Source organism: Tessaracoccus pujii, from assembly GCF_055326215.1.
Window position 1 is genome coordinate 98,635 of the sequence record NZ_JBUZNP010000005.1, and the last position, 19,383, is coordinate 118,017.

Annotated in this window: 18 protein-coding genes and 1 tRNA gene; 11 read left to right on the plus strand and 8 right to left on the minus strand. The window is 69.9% G+C overall.

The genetic code is table 11. The features are described from left to right. Positions 1–45: 45 nt before the first annotated feature. Positions 46–1,140: an ABC transporter ATP-binding protein gene (locus tag ACZK5N_RS08795; protein WP_459018911.1), complete on the minus strand. Its 1,095-nt coding sequence runs from the start codon at positions 1,138–1,140 to the stop codon at positions 46–48. A 210-nt stretch (positions 1,141–1,350) separates the two neighbouring features. Between ACZK5N_RS08795 and ACZK5N_RS08800 the strand changes: the two genes are divergently transcribed. Further along, positions 1,351–2,127 (plus strand): DedA family protein, encoded by a 777-nt coding sequence (locus ACZK5N_RS08800; protein ID WP_459018912.1) that lies wholly within the window; start codon positions 1,351–1,353, stop codon positions 2,125–2,127. Positions 2,128–2,134: 7 nt separating this feature from the next. On the opposite strand, the gene ACZK5N_RS08805 is transcribed toward ACZK5N_RS08800, so the two are convergent. From ACZK5N_RS08805 to manA, 3 genes are all read right to left on the minus strand, one after another. Then, positions 2,135–2,740 carry a class I SAM-dependent methyltransferase gene (locus ACZK5N_RS08805; RefSeq protein ID WP_459018913.1) on the minus strand — a complete coding sequence of 202 codons (606 nt, stop codon included), beginning with the start codon at positions 2,738–2,740 and terminating at the stop codon, positions 2,135–2,137. 46 nt (positions 2,741–2,786) lie between these two features. Next, a tRNA-Thr gene (locus tag ACZK5N_RS08810) sits at positions 2,787–2,862 on the minus strand. 41 nt (positions 2,863–2,903) lie between these two features. Then, positions 2,904–4,082 (minus strand): mannose-6-phosphate isomerase, class I, encoded by a 1,179-nt coding sequence (gene manA, locus ACZK5N_RS08815; protein ID WP_459018914.1) that lies wholly within the window; start codon positions 4,080–4,082, stop codon positions 2,904–2,906. A 127-nt stretch (positions 4,083–4,209) separates the two neighbouring features. Between manA and ACZK5N_RS08820 the strand changes: the two genes are divergently transcribed. Then, positions 4,210–4,485 carry a DUF3263 domain-containing protein gene (locus ACZK5N_RS08820; protein WP_459018915.1) on the plus strand — a complete coding sequence of 92 codons (276 nt, stop codon included), beginning with the start codon at positions 4,210–4,212 and terminating at the stop codon, positions 4,483–4,485. On the opposite strand, the gene ACZK5N_RS08825 is transcribed toward ACZK5N_RS08820, so the two are convergent. Further along, positions 4,418–4,924 carry a hypothetical protein gene (locus ACZK5N_RS08825; RefSeq protein ID WP_459018916.1) on the minus strand — a complete coding sequence of 169 codons (507 nt, stop codon included), beginning with the start codon at positions 4,922–4,924 and terminating at the stop codon, positions 4,418–4,420. The two genes, ACZK5N_RS08820 and ACZK5N_RS08825, sit on opposite strands and share 68 nt — an antisense overlap. Before the next feature lie 212 nt (positions 4,925–5,136). Here ACZK5N_RS08825 and groL point away from each other — a divergent pair, with 212 nt between their 5' ends. Continuing rightward, positions 5,137–6,768, plus strand: a complete 1,632-nt coding sequence (gene groL, locus ACZK5N_RS08830; protein WP_459018917.1) for a chaperonin GroEL — start codon at positions 5,137–5,139, stop codon at positions 6,766–6,768. Between the two features lie 309 nt (positions 6,769–7,077). Here the strand turns inward: groL and ACZK5N_RS08835 are convergent, their stop codons facing one another. Next, on the minus strand, positions 7,078–8,373 hold the full coding sequence (locus ACZK5N_RS08835) for an MFS transporter (protein ID WP_459018918.1): 1,296 nt from the start codon (positions 8,371–8,373) through the stop codon (positions 7,078–7,080). Between the two features lie 110 nt (positions 8,374–8,483). Between ACZK5N_RS08835 and ACZK5N_RS08840 the strand changes: the two genes are divergently transcribed. Both ACZK5N_RS08840 and ACZK5N_RS08845 read left to right on the plus strand, forming a co-directional pair. Further along, positions 8,484–9,194: a copper homeostasis protein CutC gene (locus ACZK5N_RS08840; RefSeq protein WP_459018919.1), complete on the plus strand. Its 711-nt coding sequence runs from the start codon at positions 8,484–8,486 to the stop codon at positions 9,192–9,194. Further along, entirely contained in the window at positions 9,187–9,693 is a 507-nt protein-coding gene (locus tag ACZK5N_RS08845) for an NUDIX hydrolase (protein ID WP_459018920.1), read from the plus strand. Before ACZK5N_RS08840 ends, ACZK5N_RS08845 begins: the two co-directional genes overlap by 8 nt. On the opposite strand, the gene ACZK5N_RS08850 is transcribed toward ACZK5N_RS08845, so the two are convergent. Beyond that, positions 9,690–10,394, minus strand: a complete 705-nt coding sequence (locus ACZK5N_RS08850) for a hypothetical protein (RefSeq protein ID WP_459018921.1) — start codon at positions 10,392–10,394, stop codon at positions 9,690–9,692. The two genes, ACZK5N_RS08845 and ACZK5N_RS08850, sit on opposite strands and share 4 nt — an antisense overlap. A 168-nt stretch (positions 10,395–10,562) precedes the next feature. Between ACZK5N_RS08850 and nagB the strand changes: the two genes are divergently transcribed. The 5 genes from nagB to ACZK5N_RS08875 all read left to right on the plus strand — a co-directional run bounded on the left by nagB (position 10,563) and on the right by ACZK5N_RS08875 (position 17,670). Then, complete coding sequence (nagB, locus tag ACZK5N_RS08855; protein ID WP_459018922.1) at positions 10,563–11,369, plus strand: glucosamine-6-phosphate deaminase; 807 nt, start codon at positions 10,563–10,565, stop codon at positions 11,367–11,369. A gap of 41 nt (positions 11,370–11,410) precedes the next feature. Next, complete coding sequence (locus ACZK5N_RS08860; RefSeq protein WP_459018923.1) at positions 11,411–11,794, plus strand: cold-shock protein; 384 nt, start codon at positions 11,411–11,413, stop codon at positions 11,792–11,794. Further along, positions 11,795–12,565, plus strand: a complete 771-nt coding sequence (locus tag ACZK5N_RS08865; RefSeq protein ID WP_459018924.1) for a DUF3027 domain-containing protein — start codon at positions 11,795–11,797, stop codon at positions 12,563–12,565. A 68-nt stretch (positions 12,566–12,633) separates the two neighbouring features. Then, the gene (locus tag ACZK5N_RS08870) at positions 12,634–14,181 is read left to right on the plus strand and encodes an NCS2 family permease (protein WP_459018925.1); all 1,548 of its coding nucleotides are present in this window, start codon (positions 12,634–12,636) and stop codon (positions 14,179–14,181) included. Positions 14,182–14,268: 87 nt separating this feature from the next. Next, positions 14,269–17,670, plus strand: a complete 3,402-nt coding sequence (locus ACZK5N_RS08875; protein ID WP_459018926.1) for a pyruvate carboxylase — start codon at positions 14,269–14,271, stop codon at positions 17,668–17,670. Between the two features lie 4 nt (positions 17,671–17,674). Here ACZK5N_RS08875 and ACZK5N_RS08880 read toward each other — a convergent pair whose 3' ends face one another. Then, complete coding sequence (locus ACZK5N_RS08880) at positions 17,675–18,295, minus strand: hypothetical protein (protein WP_459018927.1); 621 nt, start codon at positions 18,293–18,295, stop codon at positions 17,675–17,677. 124 nt (positions 18,296–18,419) lie between these two features. Between ACZK5N_RS08880 and ACZK5N_RS08885 the strand changes: the two genes are divergently transcribed. After that, the gene (locus tag ACZK5N_RS08885) at positions 18,420–19,382 is read left to right on the plus strand and encodes a hypothetical protein (RefSeq protein WP_459018928.1); all 963 of its coding nucleotides are present in this window, start codon (positions 18,420–18,422) and stop codon (positions 19,380–19,382) included. Position 19,383: the final 1 nt, after the last annotated feature.

The following is a 19,383-nucleotide window of genomic DNA, read 5'->3' on the forward strand; positions in this document are numbered from 1 at the left end:
TGGAGCCCCGGCGAACCGGGGCTCCACGTCAGTGCTGTTTCGCTGTCAGGAGAGACGCTCTTCAGTCTTGTTGCTGAACACGTGCACCTGGTCCGGCGCGGCGGAGAGGCGGACGACCTCACCCTTGTGGGGTGCGGTACGGGCGCCGACGCGGGCGACGAACTGCTGCTCGCTCACGATCTCGTCCTCGTGGGAACTGGCAAGGGTGCCGTAGAGGAACGAGTCCGCTCCGAGCTCCTCGACGACGGCGATGTGGAGGCCGATGCCCTCCTCCGCGACGCGGAACGCCTCGGGACGGATGCCGATGGTGAGGGTGTCCTCGCCGCCGGCCGCCTTGTTGAGGGTGTCACGCGGGATCCGCACGACGTAGTCGCCGACCTGCACGCCGTCCTCGACGCGCTTGCCGGAGATCAGGTTCATGGCCGGGGAGCCGATGAAGCCGGCGACGAAGAGGTTCTTCGGCGCGTCGTAGAGGGCCAGCGGGGTGTCGACCTGCTGCAGGATGCCGTCCTTCATCACCGCGACACGGTCACCCATCGTCATGGCCTCGACCTGGTCGTGCGTGACGTAGACGGTGGTGACGCCGAGGCGCTGCTGGAGCGCGGCGATCTGGGTGCGGGTGGAGACCCGGAGCTTGGCGTCCAGGTTCGACAGCGGCTCGTCCATGAGGAAGACCTGGGGCTGGCGCACGATGGCGCGACCCATGGCGACGCGCTGACGCTGGCCGCCGGAGAGGGCCTTCGGCTTGCGGCTGAGGAAGTCCTCAAGGCCGAGCAGCTTGGCGGCCTCCTGGACGCGCTTCTCGCGGTCCGCCTTGGGCACGTTCTGCATCTTGAGCGCGAAGCCCATGTTGTCAGCAACGGTCATGTGGGGGTACAGCGCGTAGTTCTGGAAAACCATGGCGATGTCGCGGTCCTTCGGGGGAAGGTCGGTGACATCGCGGTCGCCGATGTAGATGGAGCCGGAGTTGACCTCTTCGAGGCCGGCCAGCATCCGGAGGGAGGTGGACTTGCCGCAACCCGAGGGGCCGACGAGAACCATGAACTCGCCGTCCTCGATCTCGAGGCTGAGCTTGTCGACGGCGGGGCGATCGGTGCCGGGGTAGACCCGGGAGGCGTCGCGGTAACTAACGGTGGCCATAGCCATATTCCTTTCCACGGGCAGGTACGTGCCCGACGATCCGTAGTGGATAGGAACCTGATATCAGGTGTTCCTGCTGCGTGACTTTACACCCCGGGGCCCCCGAATTCCCAGATGGGTCCGCGGAGCGGGAGGCACGCCTTGAGGGTTCACGCCGTCGGCGGCTGCGGGATCGGGGGTGTCGTGGCCTGTGGACGTAGGATTCCCCCCGTGACTGATGAGCAGGGGCGCGACGACGCCGCCGTCGATCCGGCCGGCCCCGTCGACCCGGATCACCCGGCCGCCGTCGAGGCGGAGCCCGCCTGGTGGGAGGCCGATGGCATGCCGTGGCGCAAGGAGCCGGGCCGCGACGACATCGCCTGCCTGGCCTGGTTCGGCGTCGTCGGCGTCTTCGGCCTCATCCTGTTGCCCACCCGCGCGTGGCTGCTCGCCACCGCCCCGGACTGGCTGGCGATGATCACCGGCGGTCGCACCGCGGTCGCGGCCAGCGGGGCCATCGCCTCGACGGGCGAGATGCCGCACTGGCCGGTGGTGCTGGTGGTCGCGTCGATCCTCAGCCTCAAGTTCGACTGGGTCTACTGGTGGGCCGGGAAGCTGTGGGGTCGCGGCATGATCGAGGTCTGGTCCGGGCAGTCCAGGCGCGCCGCGCAGGCCTACGCCCGAGCCGAGCGGTGGGCCGAGAAGGCGGGGCCGCTGGGGTTCCTCATCGCCTACATCCCCATGCCTCTGCCGCTCATGCAGGTGGTCTTCGTGCTGGCCGGGGCGTCGGGGATGAGCCTCAGGCGCTTCCTCGTCTACGACTACATCGCCTCCACGATCTGGCTCGTCGGCTTCTTCCTCATGGGCTGGCAGCTGGGCGACGCGGCGGTGGCCGTCCTCAACGTCTACGCCAAGGTGGCCGGGTACGTGGCCATCGCGCTGATCATCTTCATCGTTGTCACCACGTACCTCAACCAGCGTCGGAAGGCCCGTTCGAAGGCTGCCTGACCCTGTCTCAGGCGCGGCAGCAGAGGGCGACGAGGAAGTCGGACTCCGCGGTGAACGGGCGCAGGTCCCACGTCGACAAAGCGAGATCCAGGCGAAGCCCCGCCTCGTCGAGGTCGGCGAAGAAGTCCGAGAACTCGTAGCCGCGGCCGCCGCCGAAGCCGATGATGGCGCGACCCTCGGGCGCCAGGTGGGTCCCGAAGCGGCGCAGGACGTCAACGCGCGTCGACGGCGCGAGGAAGCCCATGACGTTGCCGGCGGAGATGATCACGTCGAAGTCGCCGTCGACGCCCCGCTCAGGCAGGTCAAGCTCGGCGAGGTCGCCGACGAGCCAGGTCGGACCGGGGTGGTCGATCTCGGCGGCCTCGATGAGCGCCGGGTCCACGTCGACGCCGACGACGACGTGGCCCAGCGCGTGCAGCCGCCCACCCACGCGGCCGGGGCCGCAGCCGGCGTCGAGGATGCGGGCACCTCGCGGCACCATCGCGTCGACGGTGCGGGCCTCTCCGCCCAGGTCGTGGCCGGCCGCCTCCATCATCTTGAAGCGCTCGATGTAGCGCTGAGAGTGATCGGGGTCCGCGGCGATGATGCGCGCCCACTTGCTGGGTTCAGTCATGGGGCCATTCTGGTCTCACCGACCCGCGCCCACAAACCAGCGGCGGTGGAGCCTCCTGTGGGAGTCGAACCCACGACCACTCGCTTACAAGGCGAGCGCTCTGGCCGCTGAGCTAAGGAGGCGAGCGCCACTATTGTGCCGGGCGAAGGTGCCGGTGGGAAACCTAGGCGCCCGAAGCGGCGACGAAGAGCTGGCCGTGACCGTTGACCGTGACGTGCTCGTCGGCGGGAATGAACACGGCGTCACCGGAGGCCAGGTGGTGCGGGCTCCCGTCGCCGTGCAGCGTGAAGGCGCCGGACGTGGCAAGCGCGATCCGGCACGAGTCCGGTCGGGGCATCGGGATGGGCGCGGGGTCGCACGGGGCGATCAGCCACAGCTCGAATTCCGGGAACGACGTGGGGTAGAGGTAGACGCCGTCGGCTCCGGAGGCGACGAGGATCTGCGGGACCATGGGCTCGAAGCCCACCACCTGCAGCAGTCCGTCGACGTCGATGTGCTTCTGCGTCAGCCCGCCGCGCATGACGTTGTCCGAGTTCGCCATGATCTCCACGCCCGTGCCGCGGAGATAGGCATGCATCACGCCGGCCTCGAGCGCCACCGCCTCGCCGGGCTGCAGCGCGAAGCGGTTCATGAGGAGCGCGGCGAGGATGCCCGGATCCCCCGGGAAGTGTTCGTCGAGTTCGACCGCGGTGCGCGCGAACTCGCCGAGGCTGCCGGGGGCGTGGAGGAGCTGCACCGAGGCGGCCAGGACGACGTCCACCAGGTAGCGGCGCTCGCCCAGTGAGAGGACGTCGAGGAACACCTCCTGCAGCGCCGGAGCGTCGCGTCGGTCCCGCAGCGGCCCGATGACCGACGCCAGCTCGTCCGCCACGCCCAGACCCTCGAAGAGCCCCGCGGTCTCGACGGGGTCCCGGAAGCCGAGCAGTCCCTCGAACGGGGTGAGCGCCACGATGGCCTCCGGCTTGGGCCAGTCGTCCTTGAAGGAGCGCACCGGATCGCTGGGGTGGAGCCCGAGGAGCGACTCGCGGGCATAGCCGACCTCCGCCTGTTCCCGCGACGGGTGGGCCTGGAGGCTGAGCGGGGACGACGCCGACAGGATCTTGAGCAGGAACGGCAGGCGCGCGCCGAACTGCGTCTGGCTGGCGTCGCCCAGCACGTGGGGAGCCTCCTGCACGAGGTCCGCGAGCGCGCTCCCGTCCTCGAGGTGGGCGTGCCCGCTGGGATGAGTGCCCAGCCAGTACTCGGCCCAGGGCCGGCCATCGGGATCCCTGCGGAGGATCGTGGGGATCTCCGTCGGGCTACCCCAGGCGAAGTGCTGGACGTGGCCGGTGAGTCGGCGCATGGTGATGTGGTCCTCGGGGGTGAGTGGGCCAGGGCGTATTCGACTGTAGCGCGAGAGCCGCCCACGCGGCAGCAGTCTGCGCCACCGCCTAATGACAGCGTTGTGATTCGGGTTTAGACTGAGCGGCATGTCTGCAGCCTTCTCCGTGAGCGCCCCGGTGGATCTGACCGAACGTGAAGCCGCCATCCTGGACTTCGAGGATCAGTGGTTCACCTCGGCGGTGCCGAAGGAACAGGCCATCATGGAGCACTTCAGCCTCTCGTCGGCGCGCTACTACCAGCAGCTCAACGCCCTCATCGACACGCCGGAGGCGCTCGCCTACAAGCCTCTGCTGGTCAAGCGCCTGCGTCGGATGCGCGGCCAGCGGCAGGCCGCCCGCTCCGCCCGGCGGCTCCACGGCTGAGGAGGCGCCGGATCCCGCTCCCCACGGGCATCGTCGGGTTGATGCGGTAGCCCCCCTTGAGCAGGTCCGCCTGCACCTCGAAGTAGTTGGCGCTGGCGCGGTCCCCGGTCCGGACCATGGACCAGAGCGTGGCCAGGCCGTAGAGCGGTAGGAACGGCAACCCGAGGCTGTACGCGTACTGCCATGCGTGCCCGTCCTCGTGTTCCATGAGGGTGGGCGTGGAGGCCTCCACCTCCTCGGCGCTGCGATGCGGGATGAGCACCACCGAGCCGATGGTCACGGCGCCCGCGTTGTGGATGGGGAGCCGGGCCCGGTCCGCCACGATCAGGTGGCCCCGCCGGCGCAGCCTCGCCCGGCCGACGACGGCCAGCGCCAGGCCCAGCGGCGTCGAGAGGTTGACCACATTGGCGGTGTCCCGCGCGAGTCGCGGCAGATCCATCGGGGCTCCCGTCCGAGATTTCTGTCTCCGGACCATAGTGGGCCTTTGCACTCTCTTGTGTCGAGTGCTAATAATGGGGTTAGCACTCTCACGCTTTGAGTGCTACCGAACTGCCGGTGAGGCTTAGCCGTCCGTCGCGGGCACCGCGGTTCACCCGACACTGCACACTTCGGGGCTCAGGCCCCACTTGACGGGAGGACTCCCGAAACACCATGGCAAAGCTGATTGAGTTCAATGAGGAAGCGCGCCGCGCCCTCGAGCGTGGCATGAACACGCTGGCAGACGCGGTCAAGGTGACGCTCGGCCCCAAGGGCCGCAACGTCGTCCTGGAGAAGAAGTGGGGCGCCCCCACGATCACCAACGATGGCGTGTCCATCGCCAAGGAGATCGAGCTGGAGGACCCGTACGAGCGCATCGGCGCCGAGCTGGTCAAAGAGGTCGCCAAGAAGACTGACGACGTCGCCGGCGACGGCACCACCACGGCCACCGTCCTGGCCCAGGCGATGGTCCGCGAGGGCCTCCGCAACGTGTCCGCCGGCGCCAACCCGATGAGCCTGAAGAAGGGCATCGAGGTGGCCGTCGCCGCCATCGTCGCCGAGCTGGCCGACATGGCCATCGACGTCGAGACCAAGGAGCAGATCGCCGCCACCGCGTCGATCTCCGCCGCTGACACCACCGTCGGCGAGATCATCGCCGAGGCGATGGACAAGGTCGGCAAGGAGGGCGTGATCACGGTCGAGGAGTCCAACACCTTCGGGCTGGATCTCGAGCTCACCGAGGGTATGCGCTTCGACAAGGGCTACATCTCGCCCTACTTCGTGACCGATGCCGAGCGCATGGAAGCCACCCTGGATGACCCCTATGTCCTGCTGGTGAACTCCAAGATCTCCTCGCTCAAGGACCTCCTGCCGGTCCTCGAGAAGGTCATGCAGTCCGGCAAGCCCCTGCTGGTCATCGCCGAGGACGTCGAGGGTGAGGCCCTCGCCGGCCTGATCGTCAACAAGATCCGCGGTACGTTCAAGTCCATCGCCGTCAAGGCGCCGGGCTTCGGTGACCGCCGCAAGGCCATGCTGACGGACATCGCGATCCTCACGGGCGCGCAGGTCATCAGCGAAGAGGTCGGCCTGTCGCTCGACGCCGTGACCGTGGACCTGCTGGGCTCCGCCCGGTCCGTCATGGTCTCGAAGGACGAGTGCACCATCATCGAGGGCGCCGGCGAGTCGGCGCAGATCGAGGGTCGCGTCTCGCAGATCCGTCGCGAGATCGAGAACTCGGACTCCGAGTACGACCGCGAGAAGCTGCAGGAGCGCCTCGCCAAGCTGGCCGGCGGCGTGGCCGTCATCAAGGTCGGCGCGGCCACCGAGGTGGAGCTCAAGGAGCGCAAGCACCGGATCGAGGACGCCGTGCGCAACGCGAAGGCGGCCGTCGAGGAGGGCATCGTGCCTGGTGGTGGCGTCGCGCTGCTGCAGGCGTCCAAGGCCGCCACGGTCGAGGGCCTTGAGGGCGACGAGGCCATCGGCGCGCAGATCGTCTTCACCGCGGCCTCGGCCCCGCTGAAGCAGATCGCGGCCAACGCCGGTCTCGAGGGTGGTGTCGTGGCTGAGAAGGTCGCGCACCTGCCCGTGGGCCAGGGCCTCGACGCGGCCACCGGCGAGTACGTCGACATGGTCGCGGCCGGCATCATCGACCCGGCCAAGGTCACCCGCTCGGCGCTGCAGAACGCCGCGTCCATCGCGGCGCTGTTCCTCACCACCGAGGCCGTCATCGCCGACAAGCCGGAGAAGGCCCCCGCGGGCGGCGCCGGCGGCGGCATGGACGAGATGGGCGGCATGGGCGGCTTCTGAGCCACCCCTCGCACAGGCAAGCCAGGAGGGCGGTCCCGTTTCGGGGCCGCCCTTTCGGTGTCCTCCGATGTTTCCGGCCGGTAGCGCGGCGGCCAGCAACCGGCCCAACAGTGTGCCGAGACCGGCTGGCTCACCGAGCCGTGCGGTGGCCGGCCCACCACCACATGAGCCGGATCTGGACTTCGCGGAGGCTTGGATCGTTCAAAGGGTGCGAATTGGGCGTTGAGTCTCGGATCCGGCTCAACAGCGCCCCACGAGAGCCGTGTCCGGCTCGACACAGCCTGACGAGAGCCGTGTCCGGCTCAATCCTCAGGCCGCGGAGAGTTCCTCGTCGGGTGTCTCCGAGTGCGTGGTCACCCAGAAGGATCCTGCGACGACCAGGCCCAGCACCAGCAGCGCGGACGTCAGGAGGAACGGCCAGCTTCGGTCCATGCCCGACAACCAGCCGCTGATCCAGCCGAAGGGGGCGGTCACCAACATCACCACCGTGCGCTGGATGGCCATGACCCGCGACCGCTCGTCCCGGTCCACGTGGAGAGCCACCAGGGATTCCGCCAGCATGAACAGGATGCCGCCGCCGAACGCGTCGAGCATCAGGCAGACGGCGAGCAGGCCGTAGGTGGCGGCGCCGGCCGCGCCGTCGGAGCTCGGAATACCCACCAGCAGGAGTTGCCCGGCGAGGTAGACGCCGAAGCCGATCAGGGTGGGGGCCTTCAGGTGCTTCGCGTGGGTGAGCAGCGGGATGAGAGTGAAGAAGAACAGCACCGAGAGCAGGGAGCGGACCATCGGGAAGAACGGCAGGAGCGCGTCGGGCACGCCCAGCCGCTGGTTGATGACGACCTGCCAGAAGGTGGCGTTGACCAGCGCGACGGCGCCGACGATGGCGGCGATGATGAGCGCGAAGATGGTGCCCCTGGAGTGCAGGATCAGCCCGAGCACCCCGCGGTACTCGGACAACGACCGCCAGATGCTCACGCCGCGGGTCTGCTCCATCCGGATGCGGCCCGTCGCCGTCTCGGTGGTATAGCGGTAGAGCAGCCAGATCTTGAACGACATGATGAAGAATGCGTTCAGGTAGAGGATGCGGACCGCGAACTCGAGCCCCAGCGTGGAGACGAGGATCGCGGCGATCGGCGCGAACAGTGCGGAGAACTCTGCCGCCACCTTGACCAGCGAGTACACCTTGGGGATCTCTGCGCGGTCGACGTCCTCGACCAGCAGGCAGTCCCAGGAATTCTGCGTCACCTGCCAGGCGCCGTTGACGATGGACGCGGCGAGGAACCACCAGAAGTTCTGGGCGAAGGCCCAGATGAGGCAGGGGATGGCCCAGGCGACGATGTCGAACACGGCGGTGGTCATCCGCCGCCCCAGCTTGTCCGTGATCACGCCGCTCAGCAGCCCGAAGACCACCTGGGACAGCATCGAGATGGTGGCGAGCAGGCCGATCTGCGCGTCGCCGATGCCCAGGGCCAGCATGAACACCGAGGCGTACGGCAGGACCAGCATCATCGACAGACCCCACAGGGGCTCGGTGTAGACCGAGGCGCGGCCGTTGCCGCGGAGCCCGAGCAGGGTGACGATCATGGGGTTGCGGACGCGAGGCACCGGCTCAGTCAACCCCTGTCGACCAAAGTTGTCCATCCAGGCCGGCGCAGCATGCCGCCGACAGTGCGCGCCTACGCCCGCTGGCGCCAGTGACTTGGCAAGATGGCTCCATGAGTCTGCTCGAAGTGATCGCACTGCACGCGGCGGACGCCGAGCGCGCGGAGGCGGGCGGCGCGGACCGGATCGAGCTGGTCGGCACCATGGACGACGACGGCCTCTCCCCCGAGCCGCGCACCGTCGAGAAGGTCCGCCGGGCCACGTCGATCCAGATCCGCCCCATGGTGCGCCTCAGGGCCGGCTTCGGCACCGACGGCGGCGAGGCCACCCGGCTCACGGGACTCATCGCGGCCTATCTCGACGCGGGCGCCGACGGGGTGGTGCTGGGCTTCCTCAACGGACTCAACCGCATCGACACGGAGGTGGTCACGGCGTTGGTGGACGGTGGCACCTTCCCCTGGACCTTTCACCGCGCCGTCGACCACTGCCTGGATCCGGACCGGGCGTGGGCGGACCTGCGCACGTTGCCCCGGCTGGACCAGGTGCTGACCGCCGGCTCGGCACGCGGGGTCGAGCACGGACTGGACGATCTCCTCCGCCGGGCCCGGACGGACGCGGAGGCGGCGCGCCTCATCATGGCCGGCGGCGGCCTGTCCGCGGAGCACGTCCCGTGGCTGGTGCGTGCGGGGGTCCGCGCGTTCCACATCGGCTCGCCGGCGCGGCCGGGCGGCTCCTTCAAGGCCTACGTCGATTCGGAGCTGGTGGCCAGCTGGCGCGACCTCATCGACGACGAAGTGGCCCACATCCGGCAGACGCATGGCTGACCGCCCGGTCACCCGCAGGCTGGCGGCGCGCGTGATCGTGCTGGCCGGCGACGACGTGCTGCTCCTGGGCGACACGGATCCCGGCGTGCCCGGCTCCAGGTTCTGGCAGGCACCCGGCGGGGGAGTGGAGCCGCGCGAGCGCGTCCGCTCCGCCGCGGCCCGCGAGCTCGAGGAGGAGACCGGCCTCATCGTCGACGAGGGCCAGCTCGTCGGCCCGGTGGCCGTGCGTCGACTCTTCCGCGGCTACTCGGACCGCATCCTCATCCAGGAGGAGACGTTCTTCCGCTACCACACGCAGCGGTTCGAACCGGTGTCGGCTGGGCTGACCCGGCGTGAGCGGTCCCGGCACGTGTCCAGCGCGTGGTTCCCCCTCGACGCCCTCCCGGAACACACATGGCCGGCCGAGATCGCGACCCTCGCGCGCTGGGACGGCGAGGTCCCCGTCGACCTGGGCGACGTCGAGGAGTCGACGGTGCCGGTGGGTGAGCTACCGCTCTAGCGGTTGCGCAGCGCGCCGACGGCGAACACGACGGTGAAGGCCAGCGAGACGAGCATGCCGACGGTGGAGGTGCGGCCCAGCGTGTCCGTGAGGAGCTGCCAGCCGAGGGTGGCCAGGCCGATGGACAGCGCGGACGCGCCCGCGCGCCCGGTGAGCGGCTGGATCCGGGTGCCCAACGCCCCGGCTGCGGTCAGTACGAAGGGCGACAGGGCGGGCAGGATGAAACCGAGGAGGCACAGCCCGCTGGCGATGAAGGCGAGCTGGCGCTGCTGGGGTTGGGCGCGCGGACCCGGTGGCGCCGACGGAGGCGGCAGCAGTTCGCCCGGTGGCGGAAGCGGGGGCCCGGTGGGCGCTGGCAACTGGCTGCCTGCGGCGCTGGCCCACTCGGGGCCCACCGGCTGGGGTGCCGAGGTCACGATGGGCTCCCGCGGGTCCCGCGCCACGCCGGGTTTCGGCCCCGGGGCGATCGCTGCCGACGAGACGGCGAACGCGTCCCGCGGATCGCGGGTGGGGGCCTGGCCGGCGGCCACCTCGCTGAGCGGCGGCTGGGGAATGGCCTCGAACGTGGCGGGCGGGGCCATGGGGCCCGGCGTGGAGGAGGCCCAGGGGTCACCGGACGTCAACGGCTCGGCGCGGGGCGTGGCGAACCCGTCGGGCCGCTCCGTCGGCGCGTAGGCCGCGCCGTCCTTCCAACTCGCCATGCGCCCCATGCTACCGGCGGCCGGACAGCCTGGTCCGCCCCGTGATCGCGCAGCCGACGTGAGCATCTGGTGCGCGTATGGACGTCAAACGCGCGGGTCCCAGACGGCGATGGTTAGGCTCGCTGCAGCGGCGGAGGCCGGTGACTGAGGCACAGGAGGCCGACGGCGATGGAAGTGGTGCTGTGCGCGGATGCGCAGCGGGTGGGCGAACTGGCGGCGGACCGGGTGGCCGAGTATCTGCAGGGGATCCCGACGCCGGTGCTGGGGCTGGCCACGGGAAGCTCACCGCTGAGGCTCTACGCCGAGTTGGCCAGGCGCGTCGACGCCGGGGCCCTCGACGTGTCCCACGGGTTGGGTTTCGCGCTGGACGAGTACGTCGGAATCCCGCCTGAGCACCCCGAGAGCTACCGCAGCGTCATCGCACGCACGGTCGTCGGCCCCCTGGGCATGGACCCCGCCCGGGTCCGGGTGCCCGACGGCGCGGCACCAAATCTGCAGGCCGCCGCGGACGCCTACGACGCGGCCATCGCATCGGTCGGCGGCGTCGACGTCCAGATCCTCGGCATCGGCAGCAACGGCCACATCGGCTTCAACGAGCCGTTCTCCTCCTTCTCCTCCCGCACCCGCGTCAAGACCCTGACCCCCGAGACCCGGCGCGACAACGCGCGCTTCTTCGCCTCCGACGACGAGGTCCCCACGCACTGCGTGACGCAGGGACTGGGCACCATCATGGAGGCCAGGGTGGCGCTCATGGTGGTCTCCGGCGAGCACAAGGCCGCGGCCGTGGCGGCCATGGTGGAGGGGCCGGTGGCCGCGGCCTGCCCGGCCTCGATACTGCAGTTCCATCCGCGCGCCGTGATCATCGTCGACGAGGCGGCCGGCTCCCAACTCCGGCACGCGGACTACTTCCGGCACATCGGGGCCACCGAGCGCGTCATCGGCGGCCTGTTGGGGAGGGCCCGCCGAACCGGATAGACTGCACTGTCTGACTGGCTACTAGTGCAAATGAGGGCGACGTGCCTACCGGTAAAGTGCGATTCTTCGACGCTGAGAAGGGCTTTGGTTTCATCACCAAGGACGACGGCGGCGACGTCTACGTGCGCTCCAACGCGCTTCCCGCAGGCGTCGAGGCGCTCAAGGCGGGGCAGCGCGTCGAATTCGGAGTCATCGAGGGTCGCCGAGGCGAGCAGGCGCTGAGCCTGCGCGAGCTGGAGACGCCGCCGTCGCTGTCCAAGGCGTCGCGCAAGGACCCCGAGCAGATGGCCGTCATCGTCGAAGACCTCATCAAGATGCTCGACGGCATCGGCAATGACTACCGTCACCGCAGGCACCCGGACTCCAAGCACGCCACGCGAGTGGCCGAGCTGCTGCGCCGGGTCGCGGACGAACTGGAGCTGTAAATGGCAAAGCCCAAGCTGGATGCCGTCACGGTCAATGCTGTGGACCTGGCCCGCGCCGCCGCCGTCGAGGTGGGGGACGACGAGTCGGTGGGTGAGCACCTCGGCATCGTGGCGGAGGACGGCGACAGGCTGGTCACGCACCTGTTCCAGAGCCTCAGGCCCGGATACCTGGACTGGCAGTGGGCCGTCACGCTGGTGCGCGCCTCCCGCGCCAAGGACCCCACGGTCAACGAGGTGGTGCTCCTGCCGCGCCCGGACGCGCTGCTCGCACCGCGGTGGGTGCCCTGGGCGGACCGCATCGGCCCGGGCGACATCGTGCCGGGCACCCTCATGCCCACCCCGGACGACGACCCCCGCCTGGAGCCCGGCTTCTCCGCCACGGACCTCCCCGCGGACGCGGACCCCGCCGAGTGGGTGCAGCTGCGCACCACGGTGGCCGAGCTGGGCCTCGGCCGGGCCCGCGTGCTCAGCAGGTACGGTCGCGACGAGGCGGCCGAGCGCTGGCTCGAGGGACCGCCCGGACCCTCCGACGAGGGGTCCCGCGAGGCGCCCGCGCCGTGCATGACGTGTGGCTACTTCATCGCGCTCCGCGGCTCGCTCGGCACCCTGTTCGGTGCCTGCACCAACCAGTACTCCCCGTGGGACGGCCGCGTCGTCTCGCTGGAACACGGCTGCGGGGGCCACTCGGACGTGGCCGATGTCGACCACGCCCGGGAACTGCCCGCGCCCGCGTTCGACACCGTCGGCATCGACCACACGCTCTTCGACTGACCGCTTCCCCGGGCCACCGGTGGACCCCGGTTCATCCGCGCGCCCGGGTGGCCGTACGATAACGGTCCGTGGTTACCAATACTCCCAAGGCAGCACGGCTGCATCCCGAGACGGAGCGCCAGCGCTCCGGTCTCGACGGCTTCTTCGAGATCACCAAGCGTCACTCGACCGTCGGGCGGGAGATCCGCGGCGGCCTGGTGACATTCTTCGCGATGGCCTACATCATCGCCCTCAATCCCCTCATCATCGGCACCGCCGTGGACAAGAGCGGCAACCTCATCTCGGGTCAGCCGAAGTTCACCGACGCCGCCATGACGGTGGTCAACGACGCGGCGGTCGGTCAGTCGATCGGCATGGTCGCGGCTGCCACCGCGCTGATCGCGGGTCTCCTCACCCTCGCGATGGGCATCTTCGGCCGATTCCCCTTGGGTCTGGCGACCGGCCTGGGCCTCAACGCCCTCGTCGCCTACGTCCTGGCTCCGCAGATGACCTGGCCGCAGGCCATGGGCCTCGTGGTGTGGGAGGGCATCCTGATCTTCATCCTGGTGCTGACCGGCTTCCGCACGGCCGTCTTCAAGGCGATCCCGAGGACGCTGCGCACCGCCATCTCCGTCGGCATCGGTCTGTTCATCGCCTTCGTCGGCCTCATCAACGCCGGCATCGTGCGTAAGCCCGCTGGCGCGCCCCCGGTCGAGCTGGGCATCAACGGCTCGCTCATGGGCTGGCCCATCGCGGTGTTCTTCATCGGCATCATGGTGCTCATCGCGCTGCACGTGCTGAAGGTCAAGGGCGCGATGCTCATCTCCATCCTCGTGGCGACGGTCGCCGCGGTGATCATCGAGGCCATCGCGAAGATCGGGCCGCAGTTCACCGCCGACGGACTCAACCCCGTCGGGTGGTCGCTCAACGTGCCGCAGATCTCCGACGTCGCCTCGCTGCCGGACCTCGGCCTCATCGGCCGTGTCGACATGATCGGCGCGTTCTTCCCGGACGGCTCCTTCTCCTTCACCAACTTCCTGGCGCTCGCGGTGCTGGTGTTCTCCCTGCTCCTGGCCGACTTCTTCGACACCATGGGCACCGTCGTGGCCGTGGGCAGCGAGGGTGGCCTACTCGACGAGCACGGCATGCCGCCGCGCACCACGGAGATCCTGCTGGTGGACTCCGTCGCTGCCGCTGCCGGTGGATTCGGTTCCGTCTCGTCCAACACCTGCTACATCGAGTCCACCGCGGGCGTCGGCGAGGGAGCCCGGACCGGTCTGGCGTCCGTCGTGACCGGTGCCGCGTTCCTGCTGGCGATCTTCCTGGCCCCGCTGATCAACATGGTTCCGTCCGAGGCGGCGGCCCCGGTGCTGGTCTTCGTCGGGTTCCTCATGATCGCCCAGGTGGTGGACGTTGACTGGAACGACGCGGAGGTGGGGATCCCCGCGTTCCTCACCATCATCCTCATGCCGTTCTCCTACTCGATCACCACAGGTATCGGCGCCGGATTCCTGGCGTACGTGTTCATCAAGATCGTCAAGGGCCACGCCAGGCAGGTGCACCCGCTCATGTACGTGGTGGCTGCGCTGTTCGTCATCTACTTCGTGCAGGGCGCGTTGCTCGGCCTGATCAACTGACACAGGGTGCGCCGCGCCGTCAAGGGGCGCGGCGCATCGCTGGAAGCGTGGTGTGCCCGAAAGGGCCCGCCCGGTAGTCTGGCGCCCATGTTCCAGAAGGTATTGGTCGCCAACCGAGGCGAGATCGCCGTCCGCGCGTTTCGCGCCGCTTACGAACTCGGCCTCCGCACCGTCGCCGTCTTCGCCTACGAGGACCGCAACGCGGATCACCGGATCAAGGCGCAGGAGTCCTATCTCATCGGGGAGGAGGGCCACCCCGTCCGCGCCTACCTGGACATCGACGAGATCATCCGGGCAGCCAAGGAATCCGGCTCGGACGCCATCTACCCCGGGTACGGCTTCCTCTCCGAGAACCCGGGCCTGGCCGCGGCCTGCGAGGCCAACGGCATCACCTTCATCGGCCCGTCCGCGGACGTGCTCACGCTCGCCGGCAACAAGGTGCGCGCCCTCAACGAGGCGCGCCGCGTCGGCGTCCCCACCCTCGCGTCCTGCCCCCCCTCGACGGACACCGATGAGCTCACCAGAGCGGCTGAGAAGATCGGCTTCCCCGTCTTCATCAAGGCGGTGGCCGGTGGCGGCGGCCGCGGGATGCGCCGCGTGGACGATCCCGCGAAGATGGCCGACGAGCTGGGTGCCGCCATGCGCGAGGCGGAGGCCGCCTTCGGTGACCCGACGGTTTTCATCGAGCAGGCTGTCGGCGCGCCGCGACACATCGAGGTCCAGATCCTGGCCGATTCGCAGGGCGAGGTGGTGCACCTCTTCGAGCGGGACTGCTCCATCCAGCGGCGCCACCAGAAGGTCATCGAGATCGCGCCGGCGCCGCACATCTCGCAGGAGCTGCGGGACAAGCTCACCGCGGACGCGGTCAAGTTCGCCCGGGCCATCAACTACACGTGCGCGGGGACCGTCGAATTCCTCATCGAGACCGAGGGCGAACGCGCCGGAGAACACGTGTTCATCGAGATGAACCCGCGCATCCAGGTGGAGCACACCGTCACCGAGGAGATCACCGACGTCGACCTGGTGCAGGCCCAGATGCGCATCGCCGGCGGCGAGTCGCTGGAGGACATCGGCGTGCGTCAGGACGAGCTGCAGATCCGGGGGGCCGCGCTCCAGTGCCGCATCACCACCGAGGACCCGCAGAACTCGTTCCGCCCCGACACCGGCCTCATCACCGCCTACCGCTCCGCCTCCGGCGCCGGCATCCGGCTCGACGGCGGCACCACGGGCACCGGCGTCGAGATCAGCCCCCACTTCGACTCGCTGCTGGTCAAGCTCACCGCGCGCGGCCGGGACTTCCCGATGGCCGTGGCGCGGGCCCGCCGCGCCCTGGCGGAATTCCGCATCCGCGGTGTCGCGACCAACGTGCCTTTCCTGCGCGCCGTCCTGGATGATCCGGACTTCGCGGCCGGCGGCGTCACCACGTCGTTCATCGACGAACGCCCCTACCTGCTCCATGCCCGCACGCCCGCGGACCGCGCCACCAAGCTGCTGCGGCACCTCGCCGAGGTCACGGTGAACCGCCCGCACGGCGAGGCTCCCACCACCTTGGATCCCGCGGTGAAGCTGCCGCCGGCGGACCTTGCCTCACCGGCGCCGGACGGTTCGCGGCAGCGGCTCCTCGCGCTCGGCGCTGAGGGGTTCGCGGCCGAGCTGCGTCAGGCGGTGCCGGTGCGGATCACCGACACCACCTACCGCGACGCCCACCAGTCGCTCCTGGCCACCCGCGTGCGTACGAAGGACCTGCTCGCCGTGGCGCCCACGCAGGCCCGCCTCCTGCCGCAGATGTTCTCGGTGGAATGCTGGGGCGGCGCCACCTACGACGTGGCGTTGCGATTCCTCGGCGAGGACCCGTGGGAGCGGCTCGCGTCGCTGCGCGAGGCCATGCCGAATCAGAACCTGCAGATGCTGCTGCGTGGCCGCAACACCGTCGGCTACACCCCGTACCCCACCGAGGTGACGCACGCGTTCGTCGCGGAGGCCGCCGCCACCGGCGTGGACATCTTCCGCATCTTCGACGCGCTCAACGACGTCGAGCAGATGCGCCCCGCGATCGACGCGGTGCGCGAAACGCCGTCCGTGGCGGAGGTGGCGCTCTGCTACACCTCCAACCTGCTGGACCCGGCGGAGAAGATCTACACGCTGGACTACTACCTGCGCCTGGCCGAGCAGATCGTCGACGCGGGGGCGCACATCGTGGCCATCAAGGACATGGCCGGCCTGCTGCGCCCCGAGGCGGCCCGCCGCCTGGTGACCGCCCTCCGCGAGCGCTTCGACCTGCCCGTCCACCTGCACACCCACGACACCACGGGCGGCCAGCTGGCCACGCTCATGGCGGCCATCAACGCCGGCGTGGACGCGGTGGACGTGGCCAACTCGGCGATGGCCTCCACCACCTCACAGCCCCCGATGTCTGCCCTGGTCGCGGCGCTGGACCAGACGGAGCGGCAGTCCGAGCTGGACGCGCAGGCCGTGCTGGACCTTGAGCCCTACTGGGAGGCCGTGCGCAAGATGTACCGGCCCTTCGAGTCCGGGCTCCCCGCCCCGACAGGCCGCGTCTACAGCCATGAGATCCCCGGCGGGCAGCTGTCCAACCTGCGCCAGCAGGCCATCGCGCTGGGGTTGGGCGAGAAGTTCGAGGCCATCGAGGACATGTACGAGGCGGCGGACAAGATCCTGGGCCGCCCCACGAAGGTCACCCCGTCGTCGAAGGTGGTGGGGGACCTGGCCCTGCACCTCGTCGCCGTCGGAGCCGATCCCGCCGAGTTCGAGGCGGACCCGCAGAAGTTCGACATCCCCGATTCGGTCGTCGGTTTCCTCAACGGTGAGCTCGGCAAGCCCGCCGGCGGATGGCCTGAGCCGTTCCGCAGCCGGGCCATCGAGGGCCGACGCACCCCGGTGCGGGTCACCGACGTGGCCGACGGGGACCTGGCGTTGCTGGCCGAACCGGGCCGCACGCGCCAGGAGACCCTGAACCGGCTGCTGTTCCCCGGCCCCACGAAGGATTTCGAGCAGCAGCGCGAGGACTTCGGAGACATCTCCGTGCTCCCCACCGTTCCGTACCTCTACGGCATGGAGCGGGGCAAGGAGTACTCGATCACGCTGGAGAAGGGCGTGACGCTGCTGGCGGGCATCGAGGCCATCTCGGATCCCGACAAGCGCGGCAAGCGCAGCGTCATGTGCCTGCTCAACGGCCAGATCCGGCCCGTGCGCGTGCGGGACCTGAAGATCAAGTCCGAGGTGGCCACCGCGGAGCGCGCCGATCCGACGAAGAAGGGCCATGTCGCTGCCCCGTTCAGCGGCGCCGTCACGCCGACGGCGGAGGAGGGCGCGAGTGTCGCGGTGGGGGACCAGGTGGCCACCATCGAGGCCATGAAGATGGAGGCGGCCATCAACGCCCCCATCGCCGGCGTGGTCAGGCGCGTGGTGCTTCCCGGCACCACCCAGCTCGAGGGCGGGGACCTGGTCCTGGTGATCGACCCGGCGTGAGCCGTCAGGCGGTCGCGCCGACCACCACCACGTCGAGGCGCGGCTGCCGGGATGCTGTCTCGAGCACGTCGAGGATCGGGGTGAGGATTCGCCGGTCCTCGGCGGTCAGCTCGGGGTGGTCGTAGGCCGCCCTCAGAGCCCGCAGGGTCTCGACGGCGTGCACGTGCTTGGCGTAGCCCGCCACCTGCCCCGGCAGCGGGCGCAACGGGATGCCCAGGTCCCGGTCCCCGAGGCTGCGCAGCGAGTAGTCGCTGTTGAGACCAGCGCGGGCGAGGTTCCACTCGGCCCGCTCGAAGGCGGCCTCGTCCCACGGGGTGCGCCGGCTCGCCGCGGAGAGCTCCTCCAGCCACCCGATCAGCACCACCCACGAGGGCCCCACCCGGTCCGGGGCGATGAACCCTCCCGCCAGCAGGGCCTCGACGTCGCGGCTCGACGGCGCGGCCGGGTCCACCCTGAAGGCGGGGTCGCGGCGCATCAGGGGCCGCATCCACTGCCTGCGCTTCGGTGTCTGGCTGCTGAAGCGTGCGGCCGCTGCGGCGCGTAGCCGATCAGCGAGAGCGGGCGAGGCGCCGAAGACGTCCCGCACATCGTCGATCGAGACCGCGCACGCCACGAGCTCCTGCATGCACCCAAGGTAACCGTGGGCGTAGCATCGGCACAGTGAATCCGAGAACTCGCCGAATGATCGTCACAGGCGTCCTGGTGGCCCTCGTGGTGCTCGTCATCCTCGGAAGCCTGGTGGGGAGCAGATGAACGCGTTCGGACGGGTGGCCGCGGCCGGCATCGTCGGCCTGGGACTGTCCGCAGGGGCGGCCGCATCCGCGCTGGGGGAGGAGATCGTGCCGCCGGAGGGCTCCACCCCCGTCGTGGGTATGGCCTACGGATCCGGATCCTCCACCCTCTGGCTGGCCGGACCGGGCGCCGACGACGGCACGGTGATCGACGCGGACGGCAGGGAGGTGTCCTTCGACGCGGAGCTCGAGTCCGTGCAGGCCCTGGCGTGGCGTGGTGACAGGTTGTGGGTGGGTGACATCGGAGACCAGGACGCGGCGCGTGACTCGGTCGTGGTGTACCGCCTCTCGCCGCTAGAGGAGGCCCGGATCACCTATCACGCCTACGACTTCGTCTACGAGGACGGACCCCGGCACGCCGAGGCGATGATGCTGTCGGGTAGGGGCCGGATCTACGTCGTCACCGCAGGGGAGGACCCGGGCATCTACCGGGCGGAGCTCGAGCCGTCGCGGGAGGAGATGAACACCCTCGTGCGCGTCACGGACGCCCCCGCGGGGGTCAGCGACGGCGTCTTCCTGTCCGACGGGTCCACCATGGCGCTGCGTACAGCCATCGGAATCGAGTACATCGACGCTTTCACCTGGGAGACGCTGGTTACCGACACGATCGTCGGCGCACCCGATGGCGAGTCCATCGCAGTCGGCCCGGACGATCAGATTCTGGTGGGTGGCAACCCCGCCATCCGCGAGGTGGAGGTGCCTTCCTCGGACGTCACGACCACGGTCGCGCCTTCGGCGGCGCCCTCGTCGCCCGGCCCGGCGCCGTCCTCGGCGTCGGCGTCCGCGTCCCCGTCTGGCACCGCGTCCGATGATCCCCAGCAGGAGCCGGCGCCGGCGCGCACGGGCACGACGATCGCCCTGGTGCTCGCGGGCATCGTCGCCCTCACGGCCGGGGCGGTGACCTTCTTCGTCCGGTCCTAGG